Consider the following 12200-nt stretch of genomic DNA (forward strand, 5'->3'; position numbering starts at 1 on the left):
GACCACCGCCGAGGACACGTTCGCGTCCGTCGATGACCTCGATCGTCGCGGAACGCTTGTGCGGATCTACACCGATAACAACCCGAGCCATGAACGACAACGCCCTTCCCCTGGAACCCGACAAAACAGGCCGATCGGCGGGAGGGCAACGCTACTTCGAGCCGGGCAGTCCCCTCTTGAGCCTCTCCACACCCCGGTGACCGGCAGGGTCCACGCCGGGAGAGAGCCACACCCCGCCATATGGGTGGGCAGCCAGAGACAGAGCACCCCTACCAGTCACCTCGACCAAGCCTGGCCGGGCCACGGTCGTAACACCATCCTCAACAAGTAGCCGGGGACCGCTCCGCTTCGCTGCGCTGCCACGTCCGCCGTGGGTCGCGCATCCAAGATCAAGGTCGTCCGTAGCGGCCCCGGCGCGCGGACGCGTCAGCTCTCGTCGAGTACCGCGCGGTCGGCCTTGTCGAGCTCCGGTGCGTTGGGGCCGACGAGCATGTCGGGGCGGCGCGAGGCGGTTCGGCGCAGCGACTCGTCCCGGCGCCACCGGGCGATCCGGCCATGGTCCCCGGACCGCAGGATGTCCGGAACGGCCAACTCCCGCCACACCGGCGGCTTCGTGTAGACCGGCGCCTCCAGCAGCCCGGCCGCGTGGGACTCCTCGGCCAGCGAGTCGGCGTTGCCCAGCACACCGGGCAGCAGCCGGACCACGGCCTCCATGACCACGAGGACCGCGACCTCGCCCCCGAACAGCACGTAGTCGCCCAGCGAGACCTCGGTCACCGGCATCCGGGACGAGGCGTGGTCGATCACCCGCTGGTCGATGCCCTCGTACCGGCCGCACGCGAAGATCAAATGCGACTCGGCAGCCAGCGCATGCGCGGTGGCCTGGGTGAACGGGGCACCGACGGGCGTGGGCACGACAAGGCGGGAAGCCGGCGAAGACAGCGCGTCCAACGCCGCACCCCACGGCTCCGGCCGCATCACCATGCCGGGCCCGCCGCCATAGGGCGTGTCGTCGACAGTGCGGTGGACGTCGGAGGTCCACGACCGCAGGTCGTGCACACCGACGGACAGCAGCCCGGTCGTCTGCGCCTTGCCGATCAGCGACAGCGACAACGGCGCCAGATAGTCCGGAAAAATGGTGACAACGTCGACCCGCATCACAGGTCCAGCAGACCCTCCGGCGCGTCGACCACGACGCGGCCACCGGCCAGGTCGACCTCGGGCACGATCGCCTTCACGAACGGCACCAGCGCGGTCCGACCGCCAGGCCGCGACAGCACGAGCAGATCCGACGACGGCGCGTGGTCGATCCGGGCGACGGTGCCGAGCACCTCGCCGCCGGGACTCACCGCGGACAGACCCACCAACTGGTGGTCCAGGAACTCGTCCGGATCCTCGGGGACGGAGATCTCGGAGGAGTCGACGACGAGCAGCACGTTGCGCAGGTTCTCCACGAGATCACGCTCGTAGTAGCCGTCGAACAGCACGAGCGGGCGCCCCTGGTGCCAGCGCACGTCCTCGATGGTGAGCGTCGACGGCACGACAGAGGCGGCCTGAGCCGCCGCCGGGTCGGTGCGCAACACCGACCCGGCGACGAACCGCTGCTCGGGCTCGTCGGTCCGGACCTCGACGGTGACCTCACCGCGAATGCCGTGTGGCCGACCGATCCGGCCGACGACGAGAAGCATCAGTACGCGTCGACGATGTCGACCCGGACGCCCCGGCCGCCGATCGACCCGATGACCTGGCGGAGCGCCTTGGCGGTGCGCCCGCCGCGGCCGATCACCGTGCCCAGGTCCTCGGGGTTGACACGCACTTCGAGCCGCTTGCCACGACGTGAGTCGACCATCCGGACGCGTACGTCATCGGGGTGGTCGACGATGCCCTTGACGAGATGCTCCAGCGCGGGCCGGAGTGCCACGTCAGGCCTGCTCGCCGGAGTCCGCAACCGCCTGCTCCTCGGACTTGGGTGCGTCAGCCGCGGGAGCCTCAGCCTTGGGCTCCGCCGCCTTCGCGGACTTCTTCGCTGCCTTGGTCGGCGCCGGCGCCTCGCTCAGCCCGGCCGCGGCACGCGCCTCGACCTCGTAGGCCTCACGCTTGTCGACCCGCGGCGCCGCGACCAGCAGCGGCGGCGGAGCCGGCAGGCCCTTGAACTGCTGCCAGTCGCCGGTCCGCTCGAGGATCCGCTGCACGGCCTCGCTCGGCTGCGCACCCACGGACAGCCAGTACTGCACTCGGTCGGACTTGACCTCGATCAGCGACGGCTCTTCCTTGGGGTGGTAGATGCCGACGTACTCGATCGCCCGCCCGTCACGCTTGGTGCGCGAGTCGGCGACGACGATGCGGTATTGCGGGTTGCGGATCTTGCCCATCCGCAGAAGCCGGATCTTTACGGCCACAGTCTGTTCGCTCCTGTTGCGATACGTGGGTGATCGGTCGGCCGACGCAGTGGGGTTTGAGCCGTGGACCGTTCGTGGACTGGCAACGCGCTCGGGGTAGAGGGCGCCAAACGCATGCCGGATACCAACAACCCATTCTGCCAGACGGTTGGCGAAGCCAAACGCCGGGCCATAAGAGACGAAAATCCGTGTCCCGGATTCGTCGTGGGCGCGACCGTCGCTCGCGCCGGGGATCGCTGCGCTGCGCTCCGCTTGCCAGCTTCGTCGCTGGTCACGGTCACTGCGAAACCGGTCAGACCGCCCGTGGGCGGTCCCAACCGGGCGGCAGGTCCGCGGGGATCTGCCACGACGGGTCAGGGCGCAGGTCACACCAGGTGCCGTCGAAAGGAAACTTGCCGGCCTCGATCAACTCCAGGACCGCCTCGCCGTTCTTGCGGATCTTGGCGGCTTCGGACGCGTCCCAGTAGCCCGGTTTGTCGGTCTTGGCGGCCAGCTCGTCCTCGTCCTTCCAGCTCCACGTCCGGTCCGGCTCCACGACGATGTCCAGGGCGTGGTCGGCCGTGTCGATGCCGGCGAGGTGGCCGTCGTCCCACCGAGTGAAGGGCTCTTCGAGGTTCACGTACCAGTCGTCGAACTCGCCCGTGTGCTCGTCGAAGAACCACCAGACCGACCACGGCGAACCGTCGGCCGGGTGGAACGGCATGATCGGCCCGCCCAGCCAGGGTCGCCTGGTCAACTCCATCGGGCCGAGCTCGTCGAGCGTGCCGTCGTGGTGGGTGCGGCCGTCCGCCGTCATCAACCGCCAGATGCTCACGCCGGCGGGCTGCCAGAGCCGCAGGCCTTGCTCGTCGTCCGAGAGCACCACCATCGAGCCGATCCAGCTGATCCGTCCACCACGCCAGTAGCGCCGAACGATCGTGCGACCAGGAGCGAAAGCCATGGACGGCACCCTACAAAGATCAGCCGGCGTCCGTGATCCCCCGCGACACGACCGGCCGGTCCCAGCCCGCCGGTAGTTCGGTCGGGGTCACCCACGAAGGATCAGGCGAGAAGTCGGTCCACGTGCCGTCGAAGGGGAACTCGCCTGCCTCGATCCGCTTGACGACCCGCCAGCCTTCGGCTCGGACGGCGGCCTCGTCGCGTACCCAATAGTGGTCCGGAAACGCGAGTCGCTCGGTGAACTCGTCCTCGTCCTTCCAGCGCCACGTCCGGTCCGGGTCGACCACGATGTCGAGGTCCTGGTCGACCACGTCGATCCCGGCGAGGCCGCCGTCGTCCCAGCGGATCGCGCGCTCTTCGAGGTTCACGTACCAGTTGGTCAAGCGGCCGGTCGCGTCCTGGAACCACCAGACCGAGTGGTCCTCCCCGATCGGGTGGAACTTGAGCACGCCGTTGCCCAGCCACGGATGCAGCTTCAGCCCGTAGGACAGCGTGATCCACTCGGCGAACGGCATCGCCCGCATGCCGCGGCCGTCGGCGGAGACCTCGGAGGCGACCACGGAGCCGGTCGCGATCCAGACCAGCAGGCCGCGCTCGTCGTCGCTGACCACCCGGGCGGGGCGAACCCAGCCCAGGCGGTCGTGCCGGGCGTTGCGGTGGACGATCAGGCTGCCGGGAGCGAACCCCATCAGTAGGAGCGGCCGAGGATGGCGACCAGGTCCGGCTCGTCCTGCGAGTCGGGCACGGAGCCGTCGGCGCGGACCAGGCAGCGCACGGTCACGCCCTGGCCGTTGGCTTGGGCCTCGCCCTCGACGCCGACCGCCGACCACGGCACGCGGGCCCAGCCGGTCGCCGTCGCCGCGATCGCGTCGGCCAGGGTCGACACCTCGACGGTGTGCGACTCCCGGAACGCCAGCGCCTCGTCGTGCAGCCGCTGCTGGTCTTCCTCCAGCACGGCGAGCACCCGGCCGACCACGTCGGCCACCGGCACCGGCGTCTTGCTGCCGTCGAACCGCCGGGCCACGACGGCGTTGCCCGCCGCCAGGTCGCGGGGACCGACCTCGATCCGCACCGGGTAGCCCTTGAGCTCGGCGTCGACCGCCCGCCGCCCGAACGCGGTGTCGACCCGGTCGTCGAGCCCGACCCGCACGCCGGCGTCCCGGAGCGCGTCGCGCAGCTTGTGCGCCGCGGCCGTCACTCCGTCACCGTCCTTCACGACCATCACGTACGCCTGGATCGGCGCCAGTCGCGGCGGCACCCGGAGGCCGTTGTCGTCGCCGTGACTCATGATCAGACCGCCGAGCATCCGGGTCGACGTGCCCCAGGAGGTCGTCCAGGCGTGCTCGACGCCGCCGCTGGCCGCGGAGTAGCTGATGTCGAACGCCTTCGCGAAGTTCTGGCCGAGCTCGTGCGAGGTGCCCATCTGCAGCGCCTTGCCGTCGCCCATCATGCCTTCGAGCGTGTACGTGCTGGTCGCGCCCGCGAACCGCTCCCGGTTGGTCTTGCGCCCGACCACGACCGGGATGCCGAGCACACCGACCATGAAGTCCTCGTACACCTCGTGCAGGATCTTGCGCGCGTAGCTGCGCGCGTCGTCCTCGGTGGCGTGCGCGGTGTGGCCCTCCTGCCAGAGGAACTCGCTGGTCCGCAGGAAGATCCGGGGCCGCAGCTCCCAGCGCACGACGTTGGCCCACTGGTTGAGCAGCAGCGGGAGGTCGCGGTAGGAGTCCACCCATTTGGCCATGAACTCGCCGATGACGGTCTCGCTGGTCGGCCGCACGACGACGGGCTCGGCGAGCTGCTTGCCACCACCGTGCGTGACGACGGCGAGCTCGGGCGAGAAGCCCTCGACGTGCTCGGCCTCGCGCTTGAGGTAGCTCTCGGGGATGAACAGCGGGAAGTACGCGTTCTCCGCCCCCGCGATCTTGATCCGGTTGTCCATCTCGGCCTGCATGCGCTCCCAGATCGAGTACCCGGCCGGTCGGATCACCATCGTGCCGCGCACCGGGCCGTTGTCGGCGAGCTGGGCCTTGGCGATCAGATCCTGGTACCAGCGGGGAAAGTCCTCCGCACGGGGAGTAAGCACGCGAGCCATAACCGGGAATCCTAGCGAGGGCGTCTTTGATCATCGCGACCGGAATGCGCCGGGCTGGCCCGGCGCACCTCATACCGGTTAGTAATTGCCTGTCTGTGCGCTGTAACTGCGACCTTCGTAGGTGCAGATGCCCCAGGCGTACGAGGTCGTGTCCGCGTCGTAGACGACGGGGCTGTAGTTGGAGTCCCACTCGTAGGTGGCGTAGGACTGGCCGTCGGAGTTTCGCTGGACCTTCGCGTAACAACTCACGTCGTGAAACGCCACGATGCTGGCGTAGATGGTGCGGCAGGTGCCGTTCGGGTAGGCCGAGGTTCGCTCACCTCGGTTGTAGTTCAGGAACACATCCGCGAGGAGTAGCGAACCCGCCCAGATCTTCACGTGACCGACCTGCTGCGTGGGCGACTGCCGGCAGTAGTTGTTGTACTGCCCCTCGAAGTAGGGCACCCAGCCGTCACACAACGACTTGTCCTTCGGCACCGCCCACGAGCAAGGCGGGCCACTGCCGGGTTCGACGGGCGGGATGGCCTGCGCCGCCGTGGAGCTGACGGCCAGCCCGACCAGAACGGTCAACAGGATCGCTGCGGCCGCGGAGATCGCACGCCGTACCAGGCCGGTGGTGTTACCGAGTTTCAAGATGTTCCTCCTTGATCAGCTTGGTCGGAAGTAGATCAACGCATGTCGCTGGCAGGCCCGCTACTTCCACGGTGATGGAAAGACGCAGGTCAGCGAGGTGAGGGTCGGCCCCGTGCGGCCCGAACGGCGCGGTATCCCTCGATGCGCTGCCCGGTGGCAGCCGCCTGCGTGCGGAGCCGAGGCGGCTGGGCCGGGCCCGTGCCTTGTCTGCGTGCCAGTCGGGGTCGCCGGGATCATCACGGTTGGCAACTCCCCCGGGTCGCAGACGCCGCCCGGGACCCGACGCGGCACGGTTAGACCCGCCGCAGGCCCCCACCGACCAGGCTGAAGCGCCACAGACACTGCCGCAGACCGACACCGCACGGTTGAACCCACCGCAGGCCCCCACCCACCCGGCTGAAGCACCACGCACCCCGCCTCAGACCGACACCGCACGGTTGAACCCGCCGCATGCCCCCACCGCGACCAGGTTGAAGCGGCCGTGAACCGACACAGCCCGGCTAGAGCCGCCGTGCGCCAACCGCGGCCAAAGTTGACCCCCAGGGACCAGCAATCCGAACAAATGCCGCACCAACGGACCTACGCTGGCTCTTGATGACGACTTCTGATGCTCACCAGCGGGCGCTGGACACCGCGGAGAGGTTGCTCGGGCAGCCGCTGGTCCTGCCGCTCGGCCCAGGCGAGCCACCGGTGGGCGCCGAGTTCCGGCGGTTGGCCACCGAGCACACGTTCGGTGACTCATGGAGCCGGCCCGGCTTGGACGACCGCACCCGCGCGCTGATCTCGGTGGCCATCGCGGCCACGTTGGGCACACACGAGCCGCTGCGGGGGCAGGTACGGATAGCTCTACAGAGCGGCGTGACCAAAGCGGAGATCGTGGAGCTGTTCATCCACCTGGAGGCCTACGCGGGCGCCGCGCGCGCCTTCGACACGTACCAGACCGCACTCGCGGTCTTCGCCGAACAACCCGAGACCAAATAGCGCCAAGCCCGGCGACCATCGCCAGCCAGGACATCGCCAGCCAGGACGGGGCCTCGAACCGCCTACATGAGGCCTGCCCAACCACCAAGACCCAAGCCGGCCTCGAACCGCCCAACGCCCACGCCCACTAACCGGCCCGAGCCAAGGCCAGCCTCGACCCAACCAAGGCCAGACCCGCCAACCACCCCGAGCCGAGCCAGCCTCGACCCGATCAAGGCCAGGTCCGCCCAGGGTCGCGTCCCTGCCCGCCCGGCCTCACTCGGAGCGCGGTCAAACACCGCCTCCGACCTGCGCGACCACGACCCACGTCGCGTCCCTGCCCGCCCAGCCTCACTCGGAGCGCGGTCAACACCGCCTCCGACCTGCGCGACCGACCACGACCACGTCGCGCCCCTGCCCGCCCGGCCTCACTCTGAGCGCGCCTCTGCCCCCTCCCTCAGCGAATGACCCGGCCCCGCAGGACGATCCGGCGGGGATCACGGACCACGCGTAGGTCCGCGCGCGGGTCGGCGTCATAGACCACCAGGTCGGCCAGGCCAGCCTCGACCAGCCCAGGGAACCCGAGCCAATCCCGCGCCGCCCACGACGCGGCGGCCAGGACGTCGGTCGCGGACATGCCCGCTTTCTCGTGCAGCATCAGCATCTCGTCGGCGCAGACACCGTGTGGGATGGCGCCGCCAGCGTCGGTGCCGACCCGGATCGGCACGCCGGCCTCGTGCGCCGCGCGGACCACCTCCGGGAACCGATCGTGCAGCGCCCGCATGTGGGCCGCGTAGCCAGGGAACTTCCCCTCCGCCCGCGCCGCGATGTCGTCGAACGTCTCGATATTGATCATCGTCGGCACGAGGACCGTGCCGCGCCGGGCCATCTCGTCGACGTCGTCGAGGGACAGCCCCGTGCCGTGCTCGACCGAGTCGACACCGGCGCGCACCAATGTGGACACCGCGGACTCGCTGAACGTGTGGACCGCCACCCGGGCACCCGCGGCGTGCGCGGCGTCGATCGCCGCCGCCAGGACCGAGGGCGAGAACGTCGGGCCGAGGTCGGCGAGCGACCGGTCCAGCCAGTCGCCGACCAGCTTGACCCACCCGTTGCCGGCCCGGGCCTGCTCGGCCGCCGCCGCCGGTAGCTCCTCCGGCGAGCACTCGACCGGAATCCCCCTCAGGTGCGTCTTCGGCGCCGCCAGATGCCGGCCCGCCCGGGCCAGCCGAGGAGCGTCGGGGTGGTCGTCAAGGGACGGATAGGGAAATGGCGAGCCCGCGTCACGAATGGCCAGCGTGCCCGCGTCGCGGTCGATCACGGCGGCGGCCAGCGCCTGCTCCACGGTGGTGACCGGCCCCCCGCCGGCCGCGATGCCGATGTGGCAGTGGGCGTCGACCAGGCCGGGCAGCACAAACCCGCCATCGCTGATCGTCTCGGCCCCGGCCACCGGTGCGAAGGTGACCCGGTCGCCGACCAGCCAAAAATCGCGGGTGGTGTCGTCGGGAAGCACCACTCCGCGGACATGCAATGGCGTCAGCTCACGCACAGCTCGTTGCCCTCCGGGTCGGCCAGCGTCACCCAGCTCTGCGGACCCTGCCGCCCGTCGTGCAGGTGGGTTGCGCCCTTGCGGAGAAGTCGGGCGACGACGGCGTCGCGGTCGTCGCCGGTGCGCACGTCGAGGTGCACCCGGTTCTTCACCGTCTTGGGCTCGGGCACCTGCTGGAACAGCAACCGCGGCGCCCGCTCCAACCCTTCCGGGTGACGGATCGCCGCGCCGCTCTTCCACACGAGCGCCCCGTTGTGCCGGGCGGTCTCGTCCTCGGTGGCGTGCCCCTGCTCGACCATCTGGCGGATGAACGCCTCGTCCTGGGACTCGACCTCCCACCCGAGCGCGTCGGCCCACCAGTCGGCCAACACATGCGGCTCCGCACAGTCGACGGTCACCTGAAACTCGTATGCCACCCGGCGATCCTAAGCACGCCGTACGACAAAAACGCCGTACGACAAAAGCGAACGCCGGCTACTTCTCGTTGCCCTCCTGGCGACGGAGCTTGTTGAAGTCGATCTTCGGCAGCTTGAAGCCCGGCGGCAGCCCCTGCGCGCCGTCACCCGACAGGGCCGACGGGTCGAAGCCGGGCGGCATCCCACCCGCGCCCGGGAAGCCACCCGGGAGACCGCCGACGGGACGCGGCCGCGAGCCACCCTTCGTACCCTTGCGCTTGTTCTTAGGGCTCTTCGTCGCCTTGCGCCGTGAACCGGGCAGGCCCATCATGCCGCCCATCTGCTTCATCATCTTCTGCGCCTCGGTGAAGCGGTTGAGCAGCTGGTTCACGTCCATCACCGTGACACCGGAGCCGTTCGCGATGCGCGCCCGCCGCGAGCCGTTGATGATCTTCGGGTTGACCCGCTCACCCGGGGTCATCGACCGGATGATCGCGGTGACCCGGTCGAAGTGCTTGTCGTCCAGGTCGGCCAACTGGTCCTTGACCTGGCCCATGCCGGGCATCATCGCCAGTACGTTGGCGATCGGCCCCATCCGCCGCATCGCCACCATCTGGTCGAGGAAGTCCTCGAGCGTGAACTGCTCACCGCCCATGAGCTTGGCGGTCATCTTCTCTTTCTGATCGGCGTCGAAGGCCTGCTCGGCCTGCTCGATCAGCGTGAGCACATCGCCCATCCCGAGGATGCGGCTCGCCATCCGGTCGGGGTGGAAGATGTCGAAGTCCTCGAGCTTCTCGCCCGTGGACGCGAACAGGATCGGCTGCCCGGTCACCTCGCGCACCGACAGCGCCGCACCACCGCGGGCGTCACCGTCCAGCTTGGACAGCACGACACCCGTGATGCCCACGCCGTCCCGGAAGGCCTCGGCCGTGTTGACCGCGTCCTGACCGACCATCGCGTCGATGACGAAGAGCACCTCGTCGGGGTCGACCGCGTCCCGGATGTTGGCGGCCTGCGCCATCATCTCGGCGTCGACACCCAACCGACCGGCGGTGTCGACGATGACGATGTCGCGCGCCACCCGCTTCGCGTGCTCGATCGAGGCACGCGCCACGTCGACGGGGTCGCCCACCCCGTTGCCCGGCTCGGGCGCGAACACCTCGACGCCAGCCCGCTCGCCGAGCACCTGAAGCTGCGTGACCGCGTTGGGCCGCTGCAGGTCAGCCGCGACGAGCAGCGGCTGGTGCCCCTGCCCCGCCAAAAAACGAGCCAGCTTGCCGGCGAGGGTCGTCTTACCGGAACCCTGAAGACCGGCGAGCATGATCACCGAAGGGGGCTGCTTGGCGAGCTGCAACCGCCGGGTGTCGCCACCGAGCACGTTGACGAGCTCTTCGTGCACGATCTTGATGACCTGCTGCGCGGGGTTCAGCGCCTGCGAGACCTCGGACCCACGCGCCCGCTCCTTGATCCGCGCGATGAACGCACGAACAACCGGCAACGCGACGTCGGCCTCGAGCAGCGCCAACCGAATCTCACGCGCCGTAGCGTCGATGTCCGCATCAGTCAGCCGCCCCTTGCCACGGAGCTTGGTGAAGATCCCGTTGAGGCGGTCGCTCAGGGTGTCGAACACGTAAACATCCCGTTTGTCATAGTTCTGTGGGCGAAGCAGGCCATGAGAGCCCTCGTTAGGGTATCCGGCCGCGTACGCAAGAGCCGATCCGCCGAAGGCGTCGTCACCGAACCTACAGATCATTTCCCGGGTACGCCGTGGGCGCGACCGTCGCTCCCGCCGGGGATCGCTCGCTGACGCGTCACTTGCCAGCCCCGCCGCCGGTCCACCTCACCCCGCCATCAACCCCCCGGCGCGTCGCCACGAAACACGCCGCCGCCACCGCGGCGACCGGCAGATCTAGGAAATTTGTTGCCGCCCGAGCAGCAACAAATTCCCTAGATCTCGACCCGCGCCCCGCTGCTCGCTCCGGTCATCGGTGGCTGCGAGCAGGGCATAGCTAGTTCTCGTCCGGCGATTGTCGGAGGGGGCGGTTAGCCTCAGCCGATGACCGTCATGGATTGGTTGCTCGACAGTGACCCGGCGATCCGTTGGCAGGTGCTGCGTGATCTTGCCGGTGCGTCGCCCGAGGTCGTCGCCGCGGAGCGGGCCAAGGTGGCTCGTGCAGGGTGGGGTGCCCGGCTGCTGGCGCTGCAGGACGACGGTGGCGGGTGGGCGGGTGGCGCGTGCTTCCCTGGCCGGGGCTATCGGCACGCCGGCCCTGACCATGAGCCGCCACCCGACGGCGAGGACGGCCAGCCCTGGGTCTCGACACTTCCGACGCTCGACGTCCTGGTCGAGCTAGGCATCGATCCCGCCGACCCGCAGGCCCAGAAGGCCGTCGCGGCCGTGCGTGACACGGTCCGGTGGGAGCACGACGCCCAGCCGTTCTTCGACGGTGAGGTCGAGGCCTGCATCAACGGGCGCACCGTGCGGATCGGCGCCTACTTCGGGCTACCCGTCGACGGCATAGTCGAACGACTACTACGCGAGCAATACCCGGACGGCGGCTGGAACTGCGAGCTCGAGAACGGCGCCAAGGTCTCCTCGTTCGCCAGCACGATCAACGTGCTCGACGGTCTGCTCACCTACCAACAGACCGGCGGCGCACTGGACGTGGAGGCGGCCCGCCGACGCGGCGAGGAATATCTGCTCGAGCGCGGCCTGTTCCGCCGCAAGTCCACCGGAGCCGTGGTCGACGACGACTGGCTGAGCTTCTCGTTCCCGTTCCGGTGGCATTACGACGTGCTCCGCGCGCTCGACTATTTCCGGGCTACCGGTAACCCGCCCGACGCCCGCATTCAGGAGGCCGTCGACCTGGTGCGCCGCAAACAACAACCAGACGGCACGTGGCTACTGGAGAACACCCACCCGGGCCTCGTCTTCTTCTCACTCGAAGCCGGCGACGGCCAACCCAGCCGCTGGAACACCCTACGCGCGACCCGAGTGCTCACCTGGGCACAGATCGAGCGGTGAACCATGATCGCATCCAAGCCACCCGACCGCCTGTAGCGCCATAACGCGCAACTGCGCGCTCGCCACCGCCCGAGCTCACACGGGCCGCACCGGCAGAGAAAGACCACGGCCGCCGTGCGCCGTGCGCCGTGCGCCGTGCGCCGTGCGCCGTGCGCCGTGCGCCGTGCGCCGTGCGCCGTGCGCCGTGCGCCGTGCGCCGTGCGCC

At 69.5% G+C, this 12200-nt stretch carries 13 protein-coding genes; 2 read left to right on the top strand and 11 right to left on the bottom strand.

Translation table 11 applies throughout. The features are described 5' to 3' along the window. Window positions 1–426: 426 nt before the first annotated feature. The 8 genes from trmD to CHC05_RS35070 all read right to left on the bottom strand — a co-directional run bounded on the left by trmD (window position 427) and on the right by CHC05_RS35070 (window position 6066). Entirely contained in the window at window positions 427–1158 is a 732-nt protein-coding gene (gene trmD, locus CHC05_RS35035; RefSeq protein WP_089254933.1) for a tRNA (guanosine(37)-N1)-methyltransferase TrmD, read from the bottom strand. Further along, window positions 1158–1688 (bottom strand): ribosome maturation factor RimM, encoded by a 531-nt coding sequence (rimM, locus tag CHC05_RS35040; RefSeq protein WP_089254934.1) that lies wholly within the window; start codon window positions 1686–1688, stop codon window positions 1158–1160. Before rimM ends, trmD begins: the two co-directional genes overlap by 1 nt. Continuing rightward, window positions 1688–1948: an RNA-binding protein gene (locus CHC05_RS35045; protein WP_179266510.1), complete on the bottom strand. Its 261-nt coding sequence runs from the start codon at window positions 1946–1948 to the stop codon at window positions 1688–1690. Before CHC05_RS35045 ends, rimM begins: the two co-directional genes overlap by 1 nt. After that, window positions 1923–2399, bottom strand: a complete 477-nt coding sequence (rpsP, locus tag CHC05_RS35050; protein WP_089254936.1) for a 30S ribosomal protein S16 — start codon at window positions 2397–2399, stop codon at window positions 1923–1925. Before rpsP ends, CHC05_RS35045 begins: the two co-directional genes overlap by 26 nt. Before the next feature lie 292 nt (window positions 2400–2691). Next, window positions 2692–3339, bottom strand: coding sequence for a ribonuclease FAU-1 family protein (locus tag CHC05_RS35055; protein WP_089254937.1), 648 nt, complete (start codon window positions 3337–3339; stop codon window positions 2692–2694). 19 nt (window positions 3340–3358) lie between these two features. After that, a complete protein-coding gene (locus CHC05_RS35060; protein WP_089254938.1) occupies window positions 3359–4027 on the bottom strand; it encodes a ribonuclease FAU-1 family protein in 669 nt (222 codons plus the stop codon). Further along, entirely contained in the window at window positions 4027–5433 is a 1407-nt protein-coding gene (gene proS / locus CHC05_RS35065; RefSeq protein WP_089254939.1) for a proline--tRNA ligase, read from the bottom strand. Before proS ends, CHC05_RS35060 begins: the two co-directional genes overlap by 1 nt. Window positions 5434–5511: 78 nt before the next feature. Further along, entirely contained in the window at window positions 5512–6066 is a 555-nt protein-coding gene (locus CHC05_RS35070; RefSeq protein ID WP_089254940.1) for a hypothetical protein, read from the bottom strand. A 594-nt stretch (window positions 6067–6660) separates the two neighbouring features. On the opposite strand from CHC05_RS35070, the gene CHC05_RS35075 reads away from it, so the two are divergent. Then, window positions 6661–7047 (top strand): carboxymuconolactone decarboxylase family protein, encoded by a 387-nt coding sequence (locus tag CHC05_RS35075; RefSeq protein ID WP_089254941.1) that lies wholly within the window; start codon window positions 6661–6663, stop codon window positions 7045–7047. A 436-nt stretch (window positions 7048–7483) separates the two neighbouring features. Here CHC05_RS35075 and CHC05_RS35080 read toward each other — a convergent pair whose 3' ends face one another. From CHC05_RS35080 to ffh, 3 genes are read right to left on the bottom strand one after another with little or no spacing between them, the layout of a single operon-like run. Then, on the bottom strand, window positions 7484–8566 hold the full coding sequence (locus tag CHC05_RS35080; protein WP_245871385.1) for an amidohydrolase family protein: 1083 nt from the start codon (window positions 8564–8566) through the stop codon (window positions 7484–7486). After that, complete coding sequence (locus CHC05_RS35085) at window positions 8563–8991, bottom strand: VOC family protein (RefSeq protein WP_089254943.1); 429 nt, start codon at window positions 8989–8991, stop codon at window positions 8563–8565. Before CHC05_RS35085 ends, CHC05_RS35080 begins: the two co-directional genes overlap by 4 nt. Window positions 8992–9049: 58 nt before the next feature. Continuing rightward, the gene (gene ffh / locus CHC05_RS35090) at window positions 9050–10600 is read right to left on the bottom strand and encodes a signal recognition particle protein (protein WP_089254944.1); all 1551 of its coding nucleotides are present in this window, start codon (window positions 10598–10600) and stop codon (window positions 9050–9052) included. Window positions 10601–11026: 426 nt separating this feature from the next. On the opposite strand from ffh, the gene CHC05_RS35095 reads away from it, so the two are divergent. Then, on the top strand, window positions 11027–11995 hold the full coding sequence (locus tag CHC05_RS35095; protein WP_089254945.1) for a prenyltransferase/squalene oxidase repeat-containing protein: 969 nt from the start codon (window positions 11027–11029) through the stop codon (window positions 11993–11995). Window positions 11996–12200: the final 205 nt, after the last annotated feature.

The organism is Asanoa hainanensis, from assembly GCF_900188485.1.
GTDB lineage: Bacteria > Actinomycetota > Actinomycetes > Mycobacteriales > Micromonosporaceae > Asanoa > Asanoa hainanensis.